16 protein-coding genes are annotated in these 18,351 nt (G+C 61.1%); 10 read left to right on the top strand and 6 right to left on the bottom strand.

Going from position 1 to position 18,351, the window contains the following annotated elements:
* The first annotated feature begins 148 nt into the window (after window positions 1-148).
* The 6 genes from MJP36_RS07945 (at window position 149) to MJP36_RS28275 (ending at window position 7,904) form a co-directional block, all read left to right on the top strand.
* A complete protein-coding gene (locus tag MJP36_RS07945) occupies window positions 149-667 on the top strand; it encodes an RNA polymerase sigma factor (RefSeq protein ID WP_060754234.1) in 519 nt (172 codons plus the stop codon).
* A 74-nt stretch (window positions 668-741) separates the two neighbouring features.
* On the top strand, window positions 742-1,710 hold the full coding sequence (locus tag MJP36_RS07940) for a FecR family protein (RefSeq protein ID WP_244385152.1): 969 nt from the start codon (window positions 742-744) through the stop codon (window positions 1,708-1,710).
* A gap of 116 nt (window positions 1,711-1,826) precedes the next feature.
* On the top strand, window positions 1,827-4,385 hold the full coding sequence (locus tag MJP36_RS07935) for a TonB-dependent receptor (RefSeq protein ID WP_244385151.1): 2,559 nt from the start codon (window positions 1,827-1,829) through the stop codon (window positions 4,383-4,385).
* Between the two features lie 135 nt (window positions 4,386-4,520).
* A complete protein-coding gene (locus tag MJP36_RS07930; protein WP_244385150.1) occupies window positions 4,521-5,129 on the top strand; it encodes a biliverdin-producing heme oxygenase in 609 nt (202 codons plus the stop codon).
* 95 nt (window positions 5,130-5,224) lie between these two features.
* The gene (locus MJP36_RS07925; RefSeq protein WP_244385611.1) at window positions 5,225-5,626 is read left to right on the top strand and encodes a YbaN family protein; all 402 of its coding nucleotides are present in this window, start codon (window positions 5,225-5,227) and stop codon (window positions 5,624-5,626) included.
* A gap of 139 nt (window positions 5,627-5,765) precedes the next feature.
* The gene (locus MJP36_RS28275) at window positions 5,766-7,904 is read left to right on the top strand and encodes a methyl-accepting chemotaxis protein (RefSeq protein ID WP_090368810.1); all 2,139 of its coding nucleotides are present in this window, start codon (window positions 5,766-5,768) and stop codon (window positions 7,902-7,904) included.
* A 103-nt stretch (window positions 7,905-8,007) separates the two neighbouring features.
* On the opposite strand, the gene MJP36_RS07915 is transcribed toward MJP36_RS28275, so the two are convergent.
* Window positions 8,008-8,577 carry an NAD(P)H nitroreductase gene (locus tag MJP36_RS07915; protein WP_060754240.1) on the bottom strand — a complete coding sequence of 190 codons (570 nt, stop codon included), beginning with the start codon at window positions 8,575-8,577 and terminating at the stop codon, window positions 8,008-8,010.
* Between the two features lie 139 nt (window positions 8,578-8,716).
* On the opposite strand from MJP36_RS07915, the gene MJP36_RS07910 reads away from it, so the two are divergent.
* From MJP36_RS07910 to MJP36_RS07900, 3 genes are read left to right on the top strand one after another with little or no spacing between them, the layout of a single operon-like run.
* Window positions 8,717-10,144 (top strand): di-heme oxidoreductase family protein, encoded by a 1,428-nt coding sequence (locus MJP36_RS07910; RefSeq protein ID WP_060754241.1) that lies wholly within the window; start codon window positions 8,717-8,719, stop codon window positions 10,142-10,144.
* Window positions 10,145-10,175: 31 nt separating this feature from the next.
* On the top strand, window positions 10,176-11,240 hold the full coding sequence (locus MJP36_RS07905) for an imelysin family protein (protein ID WP_244385149.1): 1,065 nt from the start codon (window positions 10,176-10,178) through the stop codon (window positions 11,238-11,240).
* Window positions 11,241-11,242: 2 nt separating this feature from the next.
* Window positions 11,243-12,340 (top strand): DUF1513 domain-containing protein, encoded by a 1,098-nt coding sequence (locus tag MJP36_RS07900; protein ID WP_244385610.1) that lies wholly within the window; start codon window positions 11,243-11,245, stop codon window positions 12,338-12,340.
* 66 nt (window positions 12,341-12,406) lie between these two features.
* Here MJP36_RS07900 and MJP36_RS07895 read toward each other — a convergent pair whose 3' ends face one another.
* The 5 genes from MJP36_RS07895 to colR all read right to left on the bottom strand — a co-directional run bounded on the left by MJP36_RS07895 (window position 12,407) and on the right by colR (window position 16,178).
* Complete coding sequence (locus MJP36_RS07895; RefSeq protein ID WP_090368801.1) at window positions 12,407-12,634, bottom strand: hypothetical protein; 228 nt, start codon at window positions 12,632-12,634, stop codon at window positions 12,407-12,409.
* Window positions 12,631-13,350 carry a lipopolysaccharide kinase InaA family protein gene (locus MJP36_RS07890; RefSeq protein WP_244385148.1) on the bottom strand — a complete coding sequence of 240 codons (720 nt, stop codon included), beginning with the start codon at window positions 13,348-13,350 and terminating at the stop codon, window positions 12,631-12,633. Before MJP36_RS07890 ends, MJP36_RS07895 begins: the two co-directional genes overlap by 4 nt.
* A 4-nt stretch (window positions 13,351-13,354) precedes the next feature.
* Window positions 13,355-14,035 carry a class I SAM-dependent methyltransferase gene (locus tag MJP36_RS07885; RefSeq protein WP_060754246.1) on the bottom strand — a complete coding sequence of 227 codons (681 nt, stop codon included), beginning with the start codon at window positions 14,033-14,035 and terminating at the stop codon, window positions 13,355-13,357.
* 189 nt (window positions 14,036-14,224) lie between these two features.
* A complete protein-coding gene (locus MJP36_RS07880) occupies window positions 14,225-15,505 on the bottom strand; it encodes a sensor histidine kinase (protein ID WP_060754247.1) in 1,281 nt (426 codons plus the stop codon).
* Complete coding sequence (gene colR, locus MJP36_RS07875) at window positions 15,495-16,178, bottom strand: two-component system response regulator ColR (RefSeq protein WP_060754248.1); 684 nt, start codon at window positions 16,176-16,178, stop codon at window positions 15,495-15,497. The genes MJP36_RS07880 and colR overlap by 11 nt, the downstream gene beginning before the upstream one ends.
* A 205-nt stretch (window positions 16,179-16,383) precedes the next feature.
* On the opposite strand from colR, the gene MJP36_RS07870 reads away from it, so the two are divergent.
* Complete coding sequence (locus MJP36_RS07870; protein WP_060754431.1) at window positions 16,384-18,333, top strand: LTA synthase family protein; 1,950 nt, start codon at window positions 16,384-16,386, stop codon at window positions 18,331-18,333.
* Window positions 18,334-18,351 lie beyond the last annotated feature (18 nt).

Raw genomic sequence — 18,351 nt, 5'->3', positions numbered from 1 at the left:
CCACGCTTTGCGTCCCGGTCCCAAGGTCGTGACGCGGAGCGTCACAGGATGAATTCCCACGCAGAGCGTGGGAACGATCAAATACCGCACTTGCCATTTCAGTTGATGATAAGCATTATCATTAACTGCAAATCGGTCTGGTATCACTGTGAGCCAATCTCGCTTCAACCAAGTCTTTCTCACCCAACGGGTGATTCTGCTACGCACCTTGCAGCGGATGGTGAATAACCACAGCACCGCCGAAGACCTGTTGCAGGAAACCTACCTGCGCGTCACCCGTGCCCTCAGCGAGCGGCCGATCGACCACCTCGAACCCTTCGTCTATCAGACGGCGCGCAATCTGGCGCTGGATCATCTGCGTGCGCGCAGGATTCAAGCCCGTACGCTGCAGGAAGATGTCCCACTGGATATCCTGCAAAGCGTCGCCGCCCCCATCAGCACCCCGGAAGATGCAACCCAGGCCGAGCAACTGCTTGAACACCTGAGCGTCAGCCTCGGCCAGTTGAGCGCCCGCCAGCAGCAGATCTTTATCCTCAGTCGCCTGCACGGTTGCAGCTATCAAGAGATTGCCGACCAACTCCACGTGTCCTTGAGTACTGTGCAAAAGGAACTGAAATTGATCATGGCCATCTGTGTAGGTGTGGCCGACCGGCTGGATCAGCCTTAAGCTGCACCCGACAGAAATGTTGATCCAGGCTGTAGGAAAGACCAATAAAACGTGGCGAAGCCCCGAGGAACACCGTGACGGACCCGAATAAACTGCGCCCTCATGAGCTGGCTCATGAGGTGCTGCAAGATGCGGCCATGAACCAGGCGCTCGATTGGCTGGTCGCCTTGCAGTGCCCACATCCCGGGCAACAGGCCGAGTTCAACGCCTGGTTGGCCAGCGACCCGGCGCACCCGCACGCCTTCGCCAAAGCCGAGGCGGCGTGGGGTAGCGCGCCGGTGCACAGCGCCGCCGTAGCCCTGGCCGCACCCCGCAAGCCGAGTGCCTGGCGCCGCCTCAAGCCGCATTGGAAACCGTTGGCCACCGCCGCCGTGCTGCTGCTCGGACTGTTCAGCTTCAGCAATTTGCCCATGCGCCTGCAAGCCGACCACCTGACCGTCGTGGGCGAACGCCAGCGCCTGCAGTTGGACGATGGCTCGAAGGTATTGCTGAATACCAATTCGGCACTTTCCAGCAGCATCAAGGATCACCAGCGCGTCGCACGCCTGTATCAAGGCGAGGCGTTTTTCGAAGTCGTACCCAGCCGCGGCCTGCCCCTGGAGATTGATGCCGGCCCGGTGCGCGCCAGTGTGCGCGACACCGACTTCGCCGTGCGTTACCTCAATGGCGAAGCGCAGGTGCAGGTGCAACGCGGCGATGTCGACCTGAGCACCACCGCAAACGATGCCCGGGTGCGCCTGAGCGCCGGTGAAAGCATCCGCATCGGCCCCCAGGGCTTTGGCCAACCGGCCAAACTAGATGCCAGCAAGGACCTGGCCTGGGTCCAGGGCCGACTGGTGTTTGAAAACTGCCCGATGGGCGAAGTACTGGCTGAACTGCGCCGCTATTACCCAGGCTGGATCGTCAACAACAACGACAAGCTCGCCAGCGTCGCCGTCACCGGCAATTACCGGCTTGACCAGCCCTTGGACGTGGTGCGCTCCCTGGCGCACATCACCTCGGCCAAGCTTTCGGAGTACCCGGCACTGGTCATTCTGAACTAAATGAGAATTAATTTTACTCGATAGCCCGCAGTGGTACGTCTCGTCTTAGCCAATGCAACTGATTCCTATTTGGTTCAGTGCGCAACTATAAGATTCGTACCTCCGGAGCGCTCTCGATGTCCTCTCGTTTCAACCGCCGGTCTTCCTCGCCCGTCCTGTCCTTGCTGACCGCCGCCATCCTGCTGGCGGGCGCGCCCATGACGGTCGCCATGGCTGCCGAGCCCATCGCCCGCAGCCATGGCAATTACACTTTCAGTATCGAGCAGCAACCCCTGGTCTCGGCGCTGAATGCCTTTAGCGCGGTGACCGGCTGGCAAGTCGGCCTGCCGGCGGAACTGGGCCAGGGCGTATCTTCCCCGGGTGTACGCGGCCCGCTGTCAGCGGAAAAAGCCCTGGACCGGCTGTTGGTGGGGACCAACCTGAGCTACCGCAAACTGGGCAATAACACCATCGTCCTGGAAAAACGCGCAGCCGGCAGCACCCTCAATTTGCAACAGGTGACCATCAGCGCCACCCGTAATGAACAGGACGTCAACAGTGTGCCGAGCACCGTCACGGTGCACGACCGCGAGGAACTGGACCGCCAGAACGTCAGCACCATTCGCGAACTGGTGCGTTACGAACCTGGCGTTTCCGTCGGCGGCGCCGGCACCCGCTCCGGCAATGCCGGCTACAACATTCGTGGTATCGACGGTGACCGCATCCTCACCCAGGTGGACGGTGTCGAAGTCCCTGACAACTTCTTCAACGGCCCCTACGCCAAGACGCGTCGCAATTATGTCGACCCGGAAATCGTCAAGCGTGTGGAAATCCTCCGCGGCCCGGCCTCAGCCCTGTACGGCAGCAGTGCGATTGGCGGCGCGGTGAGCTATTTCACCCTCGACCCGGACGACATCATCAAGCCCGGCCAGGATGTCGGTGCCCGCCTGAAAACCGGCTACAGCTCCGCCGACGATAGCTGGCTGACCTCCGGCACCGTCGCCGGCCGCGTGCAGGACTTCGACGGCTTGCTGCACCTGAGCCAGCGCAATGGGCATGAAATGGAGTCCTACGACGGCAACAATGCCACCGGCCTGGCCCGCACCGGCGCCAACCCGGAAGAGGCACGCACCACCAATGTCCTCGCCAAGCTGGGCTGGAACTATGGCGATGACAACCGCCTGGGCCTGACCTACGAGAAGTTCAAGGATGACCGCGACGTCAACCTGAAAAACGCTGTAGGTGGCCCGTTCGTTGGTGGGCGGGGCTTCAATCTGTACCGTGACCGCCGTGGCAACGACACCATCACCCGTGAACGCTTCGGCCTGGAAAACAGCTTGGCTCTGCAATCGCCGATTGCCGACCGCATCAAGACCAGCCTCAATTACCAGATCGCCAAGACCGACCAGACCACGGCTGAGATCTATCAGTCCGGCCGTCGCGTCCTGCGTACCCGCGACACGCTTTACGAAGAACGCCAGTGGGTGTTCGACGCCCAGTTGGACAAGGCTTTCAGCCTCGGTGAGACCGATCACCAGGTGACCTACGGCACCACGCTCAAGCAGCAGAAAGTCACCGGTTCGCGCGAAGGCTCGGCGACCTGCCTGGCCGTCGGCTCCGGCTGCACCGCCATCGGTGCGCCCAGCCCTTCAGCCGGCGACAGCGTGAAAAAGTCCAGTGACTTCCCGGACCCGACCATCAACACCTATTCGCTGTTCGCCCAGGACCAGATCTCCTGGGACAAATGGACCTTCCTGCCGGCCTTGCGCTACGACTACACCCAGCTCAAGCCCAAGCTGACCCAGGAATTCCTCAACACCGTCAACCCGACCGGCCAGGATACGGTCAACGACAAGGACAAAACCTGGCACCGCGTGACGCCCAAGTTCGGCCTGACTTACGCCCTCACCGATCAATACACCTTGTTCGGCCAGTACGCCGAGGGCTTCCGCACGCCATCGGCCAAGGCGCTGTACGGCCGCTTTGAAAACCTCAACCTGGGTTACACCGTGGAGCCCAACCCAGACCTCAAGCCGGAAACCAGCAAAGGCATTGAAACCGGGATTCGTGGCAAGTTCGACGCAGGTTCCTTCGACATCGCGGTGTTCTACAACAAGTATCGCAACTTCATCGACGAAGACAACGCCGTGGTCGGCGGCACCGTCGAACAGTTCCAGGCCGTCAATATCAAGCGTGCCACCATCAAGGGCGCGGAAGCCAAGGGTCGCCTGAACCTGGATGCTTTCGGCGCGCCTCACGGCCTTTACACCCAAGGTTCGGTGTCCTATGCCTACGGTCGTAACGACGAAACCAGCGAGCCGCTCAACAGTGTCAACCCGCTCAAGGGCGTGTTCGGCCTGGGCTACGACCAGGACAATTACGGTGGCCTGCTGAGCTGGACCCTGGTCAAACGCCAGAACCGCGTCGACAGCAGCACCTTCCACGCACCGGATGGCAACGGCCCGTTCAAGACACCAGGCTTCGGTGTGCTCGACCTGACCGGCTACTACAAAGTCACCCGCGATGTGACCCTCAACGCCGGCCTCTACAACCTGACCGACAAGAAGTACTGGAACTGGGATGACGTACGCAGCTACGACAGCGTCGGCGAAGCCGCGGTGACCGGCCCGGCCAACCTGGACCGCCTGACGCAGCCTGGCCGCAACTTTGCGATCAACGTGATCTGGGACATCTGATCGAAGCGCCTCACCTCGCCGGCCTCAGTCGCCGGCAGGTGAGGATTTTTTACTGTGCCGCGTCTTCCTGTTCGTCTAGTTGATAACCGCTCTCTTTAGAGCCACAAGGCGCTCCCCCTCTCAAGGACTTTTTCGATGACCGCTTCCCCTACCGCAGAACGCCCAAGCCTGCGCTCCCAGCGCCTGAACCAGATCACCCACGCCCCACATGCCCAGCTCGACACGCTGGTCAAAGCCCACGCGCCATTCGAAACCCAGGCCAACTTCGCCCGTTTCGTAGTGGCGCAATACCTGTTCCAGTCGGAATTGGTGGCCCTGTACAACGACCCGCAACTGATCGAGATCTTCCCGGACCTGGCCGAGCGCTGCCGTGCCGAAGCCGCCAGGCTGGACTTGGGCGACCTGGACACCGACGTGCCGGCACCGGTCGCAGGCGCAGTGAAGAACCCCAGCAAAGCCCAAGCCCTGGGCTGGCTGTTCGTGTCGGAAGGCTCCAAGCTGGGAGCCGCGTTCCTTATCAAGCGCGCCGTGGGCCTGGGCCTGAGTGAAACCTTCGGTGCCCGTCACCTGGGTGAACCGGCCGGTGGCCGCGCCGAAGGCTGGAAGCGCTTTACCCGCACCCTCGACGGCCTGGAATTGAACGCCGAAGAAGAGGCTGCGGCAGAAAAAGGTGCAATCGATGCATTCGTGCGCTTCACCGTGCTGCTGGAACAGGCGTACGCTAGCGCCCCCGAACTGGCCTGACGCCTGAATTGAAATGCCATCAACCTGTGGGAGGGGCTTGCTCCCTCCCACAGCTAGATCTCATTGCTCCCTGATTTTCTGTGACCATCACATCCATGACCGGCAAAACCCAATCCCCCTCGAAAATCGCCCGGATCCTGTTCGGCCTGCTGGCCTACGTCAGCCTGGGCATCGGGTTGGTGGCGATTGTCATACCGGGTTTGCCCACCACCGAATTCATCCTGCTCGCCGCCTGGGCCGCCACCAAAAGCTCGCCACGCCTCAGCGCCTGGCTGGAAAACCACCGGCTGTTCGGGCCGATCCTATTCAACTGGCGCAATGGCAAGATCATCGCGCGTCGCGCCAAAGTCAGCGCCACGGTGAGCATGCTGTTGTGTGCGGGCCTGATGCTGGTGATGCTCGATCACGGCTGGCCGATCTACCTGGCGATTGCCGGAATGACCCTGGGCAACTTATGGATCTGGTCGCGTCCGGAACGCCTCGCAACCCCCGTCTAACGCTGCGTGTAGGGTTTTTCCTACCACTCATCGCCTCCGCCTCATGAATCATCCGACTGCGCCGATGCTCCGGATATAGCGCCGAATGGATTTGGCTTGCCTTGCTTGCATTCCAACACATTCATTCACGAGTGAACCTATGTTCGACACCCTCTCCATTCGCTTGAAAATCGTGCTGCTGTCCGGCCTGTGTCTGTTGGGGGTGATCGCGCTGGTCGTGAGCCTCAACCTCTATAACACCCATCAAAACGACCAATTAGTCAGCGACTCAAGCTCGCGCATGCTCACCTCCAGCGTGGAGCAGTTGCTGCAAGCCAAGGCCGGCGAACAAGCCGCGCAATTGCAGAAAACCTTCAGCGACAGCCTGGTGGCCATTACCGCACTGGCTGACCAGATCAAGGACCTGCGCAACACCGGCGCCAAGCGCGGGCTGGAGGCTGGGGCATTGCGTGAAGAACTCAATCAGAGCCTGAAGACGGCCTTTGAGCGCAACCGTGGCGTGTTGGGTGTCTGGCTCTCGTTCGAACCCAATGCCCTGGATGGCAAAGACAGCGAGTTCATCGATGACAAGGCGCGGGTGTCCAACGAAAAAGGGCGTTTCTCCAGCTATTGGAGCCGCGCCGGCGGTGAAGGCTTGAACACCATCATGGTCGAAGAGGATCTGACCAAGACCACCCTCAACCTCAGTGGCATCCCCTACAACAGCTGGTACACCTGCCCACGAGACAGCCGCAACACCTGCCTGCTTGACCCCTACGAGGACACCGTGGCCGGTAAGCCGGTGCTGATGACCACCATTTCCCTGCCGCTGATCGTGGACGGCAAAGTCATCGGCGTGATCGGCGTCGACATCGCCCTCAACGCCTTGCAAGCCAACACCGACGCCGCGCAGAAAAGCCTGTTCAACGGCGCGGCGCACCTGGAATACCTCTCCAGCACCGGTTTGATCGCAGCCTACAGCGGTGAACCCGCCAAGGTCGGCAAGAACCTGATCGATACCCTGGGTGCGGAAGGCAAGGAGATCGTGCAACTGCTGGCCACCGGCAACCCAATGATCCGCGAACAGGACGACACGATTCGCGCCGTCTACCCGTTCAAACCGATTGCCGACGCCAAGAACTGGGGCGTACTCATCAAACTGCCCAAGAGCGTGATGCTCGCCGATAACATCAAACTGCAAGCGGTACTCGACGAAGCCCAGGCCAGCAGCCTGATCAAGACCTTACTGATCGCCGCCGCCGCCGCGCTGCTGGGCCTGCTGCTGATCTGGCTGACCGCCACCGGCGTCACCCGCCCGATCAACAACGTGGCAGCCATGCTCAAGGATATCGCCAGCGGCGAGGGTGACCTGACCCAGCGCCTGGCGTACGCCAAGAAAGATGAACTGGGCGAACTGGCGAACTGGTTCAACCGCTTCCTCGACAAGCTGCAACCGACCATCGCGCAGATCAAGCAAAGCATCGCCGAAGCCCGTGGTACGGCAGATCAGTCATCCGAGATTGCCCGCCAGACCAGCGAAGGCATGCAAGTGCAGTTCCGCGAAATCGACCAGGTGGCGACGGCGTCCAACGAAATGAGCGCCACCGCCCACGATGTAGCCAACAGTGCCTCCAGTGCCGCCAATGCCGCACGCGGGGCTGACCAGTCGGCGCGTGAAGGCATGTCGATCATCGAGCAGAGCACCCGCGACATCACCACACTCGCCGAAGAGGTCAGCAAGGCGGTGTCTGAAGTGGAAGCCCTGGCGGTGAACAGCGAGCAGATCGGTTCGGTGCTCGAAGTGATCCGCAGCATCGCCGAACAGACCAATCTGCTGGCGCTCAACGCCGCCATCGAAGCGGCGCGGGCCGGGGAAAGCGGCCGTGGTTTTGCGGTGGTGGCCGACGAAGTGCGCAACCTGGCTAAACGCACCCAAGACTCGGTAGAGGAAATCCGCCAGGTGATCGAGCGCATCCAGAGTGGCACCCGTGGCGTGGTGGCGACCATGCATTCCAGCCAGCACCAGGCCCAGAGCAACGCCGGGCAGATCCATCAAGCCGTGCAGGCACTGGGCAAGATCAGCGATGCGGTGACGGTGATCAGCGACATGAACCTGCAGATCGCCAGCGCCGCCGAAGAGCAGAGCGCGGTGGCCGAAGAGGTCAATCGCAACGTCTCGGCGATCCGCACCGTGACTGAAGCTCTCACCGGCCAGGCGACCGAATCGGCGGCCATCAGCAGCCAGCTCAATGCGCTGGCCGGTCAACAGATGAAGTTGATGGATCAGTTCAAGGTCTGACCCCATGTGGGAGGGGGCTTGCTCCCGATGGCGGTATGTCAGTCAACTTATTGGTAGCTGACACATCGCTATCGGGAGCAAGCCCCCTCTCACTGGGATCACTTCAGACTTGGGGTCCCAGCCACGCCTGGACAAACGGCGCCACATCTTCTTTCGGCGCGGTACGCGGCGGGTTCTGCGGGGTGCCCAGGTAGAGGAAGCCAATCACTTGCTCATCCGCCGTCAGCCCCAGGCCTTTGGCGACGTGGGCCGAGTAGGACAATTCGCCGGTGCGCCACACGGCGCCAATCCCTTGGGCATAGGCCGCCAACAGAATGCCATGGGCCGCACAGGCGGCTGCCAGCAACTGTTCGGACTTCGGCACCTTGAAGTGTTCCTGCAAGCGGGCAATCACCACCACGACCAACGGGGCACGCAACGGGCCGTTCTGGGCTTTGTCGATGACGGCTTGCGGAGCATCGGCATCTTGCAGGCGGGCGGCTTCGGCCAACAACGTGCCCATTTGCTCACGGGCGGCGCCTTCCACGGTAAGGAAACGCCAAGGACGCAACTGGCCATGGTCCGGCGCGCGCATGGCGGCGGCGAACAGCACATCGCGCTGCTCCTGGGTCGGTGCCGGCTCAAGCAAACGCGGCACGGAAACACGGTTGAGCAAAGCGTCGAGAGCCTGCATTGGCCACCTCCAGAAATAAATGTGCGGCCATTCTAGCGGGAATGAATCGGGTTCCACCAAACGATAATTGCTCTTATTCAATCTGCCCTGCCCTGTTAGACTTTGCGGCCTCATTTTCCGCCTTGTTCCAGGAAACTCGATGTTCCGTTCGTTTTTTCGCCTGTCGGCAGCGTTGATGGCCTTGAGCCTGACCGCCTGCGATGCCCCACCCAGGTTTACCCAGGCAGAGCCGGGGGAATCGCGGGCCGGCGGCGCGACGACGGTGAACAAGCGCGACCAGAATGCGTTTTCCCTGCCCTCAGCCAACCTGGCGCCGAGCCGCCGTCTGGATTTCAGCGTCGGTAACAGCTTTTTCCGCAGCCCATGGGTGATCGCACCGTCCACCACCACCGCGCGTGATGGCCTGGGGCCTTTGTTCAACACCAACGCCTGCCAGAACTGCCATATCAAGGACGGGCGCGGGCACCCACCGCTGCCCGACGCGCCGAATGCGGTGTCGATGCTGGTGCGCCTGTCGATTGCGCCTACGCCGATCGATGCCAAGCTTATCGAGCAACTCGGCGTGGTGCCCGAGCCTGTCTACGGCGGGCAGTTGCAAGACATGGCCGTGCCGGGCGTGGCCCCCGAAGGCAAGGTGCGGGTGGACTACACGCCGGTCAACGTCAGCTTCAAGGACGGCACGGTGGTTGAGTTGCGTAAGCCCACCTTGCAAATCACCCAGCTCGGCTACGGGCCGATGCATCCAGATACACTTTTTTCAGCGCGAATCGCACCGCCGATGATCGGCCTGGGCCTGCTCGAAGCCATCAGCGACGCCGACATCCTGCGCAACACCGACGCGAAAACCGCCGACCAGGAAGCCCTCGTCGGCCGCGCCAACTGGGTGTGGGACGACGCCCAGCGCAAGACCGTCCTCGGGCGTTTCGGCTGGAAAGCCGGGCAACCCAACCTTAATCAACAAAATGTTCACGCGTTCTCTGGTGACATGGGCCTCACCACGTCCCTGAGACCCTTTGATGATTGCACGGATGCCCAGATTGCCTGCAAACAGGCCCCCAACGGCAATGGCCCCGATGGCGAGCCGGAAGTCAGCGATAACATCCTGCGCCTGGTGCTGTTTTACACGCGCAACCTTGCGGTCCCCGCACGCCGTGACGTCAATACGCCACAGGTGCTGGCCGGCAAAAACCTGTTCTACCAGGCCGGTTGCCAGGGGTGCCATAAACCGACGTTCACCACGTCCGCCTCTGCGTCCGAACCCGAACTGGCCAACCAGACGATCCGCCCCTACAGCGACCTGCTGCTGCACGACATGGGCGAAGGTCTGGCTGACCAGCGTAGCGAATTCAAGGCCGGGGGCCGCGACTGGCGCACACCCCCGTTGTGGGGCATTGGCCTGACGCAAACCGTGAGTGGCCACACCCAGTTTTTACATGACGGCCGCGCCCGCAACCTGCTCGAAGCCGTGCTGTGGCATGGCGGTGAAGCACAGGCGGCGCAACAACAGGTGTTGTCTTTCAACGCCGAGCAGCGCGCCGCGTTGCTGGCGTTCCTGAATTCTCTATAAGCTTCGCCCCAATTACAGAAGGGAGCTCTACATGTTCCGTCCCAAGTTGTTGTTCACCAGCCTGGCCGCACTCGCTCTCGGCGCCTGCTCGCCCCAGGACCCGCAAGCAGTGACCTCGGCGGCCATCGCCAAGCAAGTCATCCTGCCGACCTACAGCCGCTGGGTTGAAGCCGACCGCCAACTGGCCGTCAGCGCCCTCGCCTATTGCCAGGGCAAGGAAAGCCTGGACACCGCCCGCGCCGATTTCCTCCACGCACAAAAAGCCTGGGCCGAGTTGCAACCGCTGCTGGTCGGCCCGCTGGCCGAGGGCAACCGTTCGTGGCAGGTGCAGTTCTGGCCGGACAAGAAAAACCTGGTGGGCCGCCAGGTCGAACAACTGGTCAGCGCCCAGCCGCAGATCGACGCCGCTGCCCTGGCCAAGTCCAGCGTCGTGGTACAGGGCCTGTCGGCCTACGAATACATCCTCTACGACGCCAAGACCGACGTCGCCGATCCAACGCAAAAGGCGCGCTACTGCCCACTGCTGGTGGCGATCGGCGAGCGCCAGAAAAGCCTCGCCGAAGAGATTCTCGCCAGCTGGAACAGCACCGACGGCATGCTCGCGCAGATGACCAAGTTTCCCAACCAGCGCTACGCCGATTCCCACGAAGCCATCGCCGACCTGCTGCGTGCCCAGGTGACCGCGCTGGACACCCTGAAAAAGAAACTCGGCACGCCGATGGGCCGCCAGGCCAAAGGTATCCCGCAACCGTTCCAGGCTGACGCATGGCGCAGCCAGTCGTCCCTGCAAAGCCTGGAAACCAGCCTTGCCGCCGCGCAAACCGTCTGGGTGGGGGTCGACAACAAGGGCCTGCGCAACCTGCTGCCGTCGGAGCAAAAGCCGCTGGCCGACAAGATCGACGCCGCCTATGCCGCCGCCCTGAAACTGTTCGCCAGCAACCAGCGCACCCTCAGCGAGTTGTTGAACGATGACGCCGGGCGCCAGCAGCTCAATGACCTCTACGACAGCCTCAACGTGGTCCACCGCCTGCACGAAGGTGAGCTGGCCAAGGCGCTGGGCATCCAGCTGGGCTTCAACGCCAACGACGGTGACTGATGATGCTCAGGCGACAGGCTTTGGCGATTGGCAGCGTGCTGCTCAGCGCGCTCACGTTGGGTGGCTGGACGCTATTCAAGCAAAAGGACAAAAGCCCACTGCTGCTCTCGGCACGCGATGATGCCGAGGGCAAGCACTACGCGGTGGGTTTCCGCCTGGATGGCAAGCAGGTGTTTGCCACCCAGGTCGGCCAACGCTGCCACGACATCATCAACCACCCGGCGCTGCCGATTGCGCTGTTTGTGGCCCGCCGCCCGGGCACCGAGAGTTATCTGATCGACCTGCGTGATGGCGCGCTGCTGCAAACCATCACCTCGAACGCCAACCGCCACTTCTATGGCCACGCGGTGATTCACCAGAGCGGCGAATGGCTGTATGCCACCGAGAACGACACCTCCGATCCCGGCCGCGGCCTGCTCGGCGTCTACCGGTTCGAAGGTGAGCGCCTGGTGCACAGCGGCGAGATCTCCACCCACGGCATTGGCCCGCACCAGGTGTCGTGGATGCCCGACGGCGAAACCCTGGTGGTGGCCAACGGCGGTATTCGCACCGAAGCCGAAAGCCGGGTGGAGATGAACCTCAACGCCATGGAGCCGAGCCTGGTGCTGATGCACCGCGATGGCACGCTGATCAGCAAGGAAACCCTCGGCCAGCAGATGAACAGCGTGCGCCATATGGGCATCGCCAACGATGGCACTGTCCTCACCGGGCAACAATTCATGGGGCCTTCCCACGAACGCTCGGAACTGCTGGCGATCAAGCGGCCGGGGCAACCGTTCGTGGCGTTCCCGGTGGCCGATGAGCAATTGCAGGCCATGGGGCACTACACCGCCAGCGTCGCGGTGCACAGCCAATTGCGCCTGGTGGCGCTGACTGCGCCACGGGGCAATCGGTTTTTTATCTGGGATATCGACAGCGGTGAGCTGCGCCTGGACGGCCCTTTGCCCGACTGTGCCGGCGTGGGGGCAGTGGCGGATGGCTTTGTCGTCACCTCAGGCCAGGGACGCTGCCGGTTCTACGATTGCCGTCAGAAACCATTGGTCGCCACACCCTTGGAGTTACCGGCGGGGCTTTGGGATAACCACCTGCATCTGATTTGAAGGCAAAAAAAAGGGCCTCGCATCGCAAGGCCCTGTTTCGGGGGGGTGAATTTTTTAAGGTTCATCTCAACTCTGTGGCCTCATCCCTTGAGACATCCCGAACATGAACAACAGCAGATCATGATCGGGCCTTGCCTTTACGTTCGCCTTGGCGACACGCGGTAACAGGCATTGCCCGTTACCGTCCACCGCACTGAGCACTTGTGTACGAGGTTGCTCCCACGCAGCCAGGGCCAGGGCTGCAACACCCAACGCACCGACCAGAAACAAACCTCGTGCTATTTCTAGCTTCATCTGGTTAAACCCTTGATAGCGCTGCCAAACGCCGTCTCGTAAAAGTAGCTGAGTTTTTTCCAGTCGGCATCGCTCCACGACGAATGGCGACGCAGTTGCAGCATGTCGTGGGAAGCGGCCCGATAGGCGGTCAAACGCTGGCGACACTTCTCGAAGTCCAGCAGCGCAACTTCCACATTGGCCGAATCACCTTCACCCGTTACCCGCACAAAGATGTGCTTGATATACAGGCAACCGTGCTGCCAACGGCCCTTGTGCATGCGCGCCAGGGTGCCGGCCAGTTCCTTGAGCAGGCGCTCATGGACAAGCTCGCCGTACTGTTCGCGGCCACCGGCGGCATACCAGTTTTCAATCTCGTCGAAACCGTCCAGCGACGCCGTGACCAGCAGTGCTTTCCATCGGTGTTCCGGGTCGCGACGGGCTTCGCAAAACACCAGCTCCGGTACGCGTACATCGAGTAAACGCAAGCCCTTGAGGGCGTCACGCTCACGTAGCACGGTCGGGCGTCCGAACGGGTGGAACCAACTGCGGTAGATGTGCCCGGTCTGGCGTTTGCTGTAGAGCAAGCGCCCATTGGGGCTGATGACCCGCTGCACACCACTTTCACCGCCACGCCGACGATTGGGTTCCTCGACCCATTCCCCTTTAAGGCGCCAGAAATAATCAAACCGCTCCTCGGGAGCTACATGACTACCTGCTACGCACTCAACTGCCATCCTGTCACCTCTTACGCAATACATAGACTCGCCACATGGCGTAGAGCGGCATGAAGTCCAGGGATTCCTGAACACGGAAACCGGCCTGCTCAAATTCTGCCTCGACAGTAGCCGCCGGTAACACAAACCGATTTTGGTAACCTTCCTGCTCACCTCTTTCGCGACGCCGGGACTCGGCGCGCTTGCGTCTCCAGGCCTTGAAATTGCCATCGACCCACAGCGAGAGGATCACGCTGTCGCGCGTCACACGCTGAAACTCCTGCAATATCGCCAGCCTATGCTCCGGATCACCAATGTGGTGCATCAAGCGCATGCAGAAAATGCTGTCGACCGAGTTGTCCGGCAAATCGATATCAAAGGCCGATGTCTGCAAAGTGCGTACCCGTTTCACCACATCCGCCGGTTGGGCGACTGTGGCGACCTTCAACATCGATGCCGAATTATCAGCGCCGATAATCACACGGTTGGGTTTTTCGGCCAGTAATGGCCAGAAGCGCCCGGCACCGCAGGGCAGGTCCAGGACCAGCCCAGGCTCACCGGCCATGGCCAGCGCACCACGCGCCAATTGCTCGTCGCGTTTGTGGGACAACCGGCGAGCCAGATTGTCCTGATGCTTGAGCAAATAATTCTGCGCGTGTTGGTCGTCGTACTTTTCGGAAAATTCGAGCTTGATCGGGGAAGGCATCTAAACATCTCCAGTTGCTGATGCCTACAACCTTAAGCAGCAAACTGTGATCGACAGGTCAACTGGTTGTGAAAAACTTGTCCTGTCCAACCCCATACATTTCAAGACTTTACAGACACAAACGGTGGCATGGGGCCATCTTCGCCGAAAAGCACGTTAACTGCCGCAGCATAGCGGCAGGCTGGCGAATCAGGGTTTGACCTGGCTCAACTCGACATGAAAGCGGCAGCCGTTGGGCTCCATGGTGCTCAGGCTGACGCTCCAGCCCTGGCTCTCGCAGATGCGTTGCACCAGCGACAAACCCAATCCAAGGCCCTCACCGCGCTTCTCGCTGCCACGCACAAAAGGCTCGAACATCGCTTCACGTTTTTCTTCCGGTATACCGACGCCGGAGTCTTCAACGATAAAACCGCTCGGCTCCAGGGTGAGGCGGATAAACCCTTGCTCGGTGTAATGCAGCGCGTTGCGCAGCAAGTTACCCATCACCGCATGCAAGAACGTGGTGTTGTAGCGGGTCGCCAAGGGGTTGCCAGGAATGTAGATCAACTCAAGCCCTTTTTGCTCGATGGGCTCGCGCCAGATACCGAGCAAGTCATCGGCCACCTGTTTGAGATTGACCTGCGGCGACATGGCAGCATCATCATGTTTGGCACGGGCGAGCATCAGGAAGGTTTGCACCAGCTCGCGCATTTCCTCACTGGCGCGGGCGATGCGCTCGACCTGGGCACGGCCGCGCTGATCAATCGCCGGGTTCTCCAGCAACAGTTCGCAGGAAGTCGCCAACACCATCAAGGGTGTGCGCAATTCATGGCTCACGTCGCTGGTAAACAACTGCTCACGGGACAACGCCTGACGCAAGCGGCCGAGCGTGGCATCGAAAGCCACCGCCAGTTCACCCACTTCATCGGCCGCATAATCCGGGGCCAACGGCGGCGCCAGGCCAAGCAACTGGTCACGATGGCGTACCTGGCGGGCCAGGCGTACCACCGGTGCCATCACCTTGCGGGCCAACACCCAACCCAGGAACACCGCCAGCGCCAGGCTGAGCACGAACCCCACCAGCACCACCGCAAACAACACGCGCTCACGCTCTTCAAAGTCGCTCTGGTCTTGCAGCAGGACATAGCGCCGACCGTCGACCACTTCGACCATGGCGTGGTACGACAGCGCTTCGCGAAACACCTCATGAAAGCCTGGGTCCAGGTGTCGCAAATCCTTGGGCAGTTCGAAATCGCCGCGCCCACCGCTGAAATAGAACAACTGGTCCGGCTCCGGCCGGTGGCTCCAGTCTTCGACGCTGTCCATCAATAGCAACCGTTGCAGGTCGCCACCCAGGCCCGCCGAGATCAATTTCTCTTCCACCAGGTGCACCGTCGCAACAATGCCCATGGCGAAAGCCCCCGCCACCAGCGCGCTCATCAAGGCAAAGGCGATGATGATCCGCTGGGCAAGGCTTTGCTTAAACTCCATCACGCCCCTCGGCCAGGCGATAACCGACGCCGTGCACCGTCTGCAGCAATGGCTTGGCGAAAGGTTTATCGATCACCTGGCGCAACTGGTGAACGTGGCTGCGCAGGCTGTCGCTGTCCGGGCAGTCATCGCCCCACAGGGCTTCTTCGAGCACTTCGCGGCGCAACACATGCGGACTCTTCTGCATCAGCACCGCCAGCAACTTCAGGCCCACCGGGTTGAGCTTGAGCAGGCGCCCTTCGCGGGTGACTTCCAGGGTATCGAGATCGTAGTACAAGTCGCCCACCTGCAAGGCGCGACGACCACCGCCCTGGGCGCGGCGCAGCACAGCTTCAATGCGCGCAGCCAATTCGGACAAGGCGAACGGCTTGAGCAGGTAATCATCGGCACCGGACTTGAAGCCCTGCAATCGGTCATCCAACTGATCGCGGGCAGTGAGCATGATCACCGGTGTGTCACGGCGCGCGTCTTCGCGCAGGCGTTTGCACAAGGTGTAGCCATCAATGCCTGGCAGCATGATGTCGAGCACGATCAGGTCGTAATGCTCGGTGGCCGCCAGGTGCAGGCCCGACAAACCGTCCTGCGCGCAGTCAACGGTATAGCCCTTGAGCCCCAGGTAGTCTGCCAGGTTGGCCAGAATATCGCGGTTGTCTTCAACCAATAGAATTCGCATGAGCAGTGTCTCCGTACTGTCGTGCCAGCCGTGCTGGCTCGCGCAGCTTAAGGCCTGGCGTGGCTCAGGGATAGACCTGTCGGACTTATCGATTAATCCTCTCAACCAGCTTTATGATCTAATGAGTTTTTCACTATAGATTCACAGGCCGCCAACAAGGCCTGGCCGAAGATCATCGCCCATTAATAGAAGGATTATGCTGGACATGGGGTTTCTCAAAACCGCGCCTATGCGCTACCTGCTGCTCGTCACCGGCGCATGGTTGGTTATTTTCCTGCTCACCCGCAGCGTCCTGCTACTGACTCACCTGAGTGAAGTCGGAGGCAACGTACTGCCGGTGTTTGGCGTGGGCTTGCTGTACGACTTGGGCTTCCTGACCTATGCAGCCTTGCCGCTGGGCCTGTATTTGCTGCTTTGCCCACCGGGGCTGTGGCGCCGTCGCGGCCATCGCTGGTTCCTGCAAGCGGTGTTGACGGTCAGCCTGTTCGCCATGTTGTTTACCTCGGTGGCCGAATGGCTGTTCTGGGACGAGTTCGGCGTGCGCTTCAACTTTATCGCCGTGGATTACCTGGTGTATTCCGACGAGGTGCTGAACAACCTGCTGGAGTCTTATCCGATCGGCAAGTTGCTCAGCCTGTTGGCGATGCTGGCGGTGGTGCTGAGCGTGGCACTGCGCAAACCCTTCAACGCCGCCTTGAATGCACCGCTGCCGCCGATGCGCGGCCGCTTGCTGAGCGCCTTGAGCCTGTTGATCGCCGCCGGCCTCAGCCTGCAACTGATCAGCCAGGACAGCCCGCGTACCCAAGGCGGCAACGCCTACAAGAACGAACTGGCGAGCAATGGCCCGTATCAGTTTTTCGCGGCATTTCGCAATAACGAGCTGGACTACACGCAGTTCTACAAGAGCCTGCCAACCGAGGTGGTCGCCCAGCAGCTACGCACCGAACTCAGCGAGCCCAACGCGCGCTTTATCGGCAAAGACCCGCTGGATATCCGCCGTGCCATCGAGAACCCCGGCACCTTGCGCAAGCCCAATATCGTGCTGGTGACCATCGAAAGCTTCAGCGCCAAATACATGGGCAGCAACGGTGATGGGCGCAACCTTACGCCCAACCTCGATGCGCTGCGCAAGCAAAGCCTGTACTTCAATAACTTCTATGCCACCGGTACGCGTACCGACCGTGGCCTGGAAGCCATCACCCTGGCCATTCCGCCAACGCCAGGGCGTTCGATCGTCAAGCGCATAGGGCGCGAAAGCGGCTTTGCCAGCCTGGGTCAACAACTCAGCGCCATCGGCTACGACAGTGTGTTTGTCTATGGCGGGCGTGGTTACTTCGACAACATGAACGCGTTCTTCAGCGGCAATGGTTATCGGGTCGTGGACCAGAGCAGCGTGGCCGAATCGGATATCTCGTTTAAAAATGCCTGGGGCATGGCCGACGAAGACCTCTACCGGCAGACCCTGAAACTGGCCGATGCCGACTACGCCAAGCAGCAGCCGTTTCTGCTGCAATTGATGACCACGTCCAACCATCGCCCCTACACCTACCCGGACGGGCGTATTGATATCAAGTCCGGCAAGGGCCGAGACGGTGCGGTCAAATACACCGACTACGCCATCGGCCAGTTCCTTGAGGCTGCACGCCAGAAGCCCTGGTTCGATAACACGATCTTCGTGTTCGTCGCCGACCATACGGCCGGCAGCGCGGGCAAGGAAGACTTGCCGATCACCAACTACCAGATCCCCCTGTTCATCTACGCCCCGAAATTGATCGAGGCACGGGAAACCGCGCAACTGGCCAGCCAGATCGACTTGGCGCCCACCTTGCTGGGCCTGCTCAACCTGAGCTACGAGTCCACCTTCTTTGGTCGCAACCTGTTGCAAGACAGCCCATTGCCACCGCGTGTGGTGGTCGGCAACTACCAGCACCTGGGGTTGTTCGACGGCAAGGACCTGGCGATCCTCAGCCCGCGCCAAGGGTTGCGTCGCCATGATCAGGCGCTGGGTGAAAGCCAGGAGTTACGCGTGGGCAGCGATGATCCGTTGATCCAGCGGGCGATCACCTACTATCAAGCTGCCAGCTACGGTTACACGCAACAACTACTGGGCTGGAAAGCCCCCAAGAACGCGGCACCGGCGCTCACCGCCGACTGATAAACCCACGAAGTGCGC

The organism is Pseudomonas palleroniana (assembly GCF_022836895.1).
GTDB lineage: Bacteria > Pseudomonadota > Gammaproteobacteria > Pseudomonadales > Pseudomonadaceae > Aquipseudomonas > Aquipseudomonas palleroniana.
The sequence above is the reverse complement of the archived record's forward strand: the minus strand, read 5'-3'. Positions and strand labels throughout refer to the sequence as shown.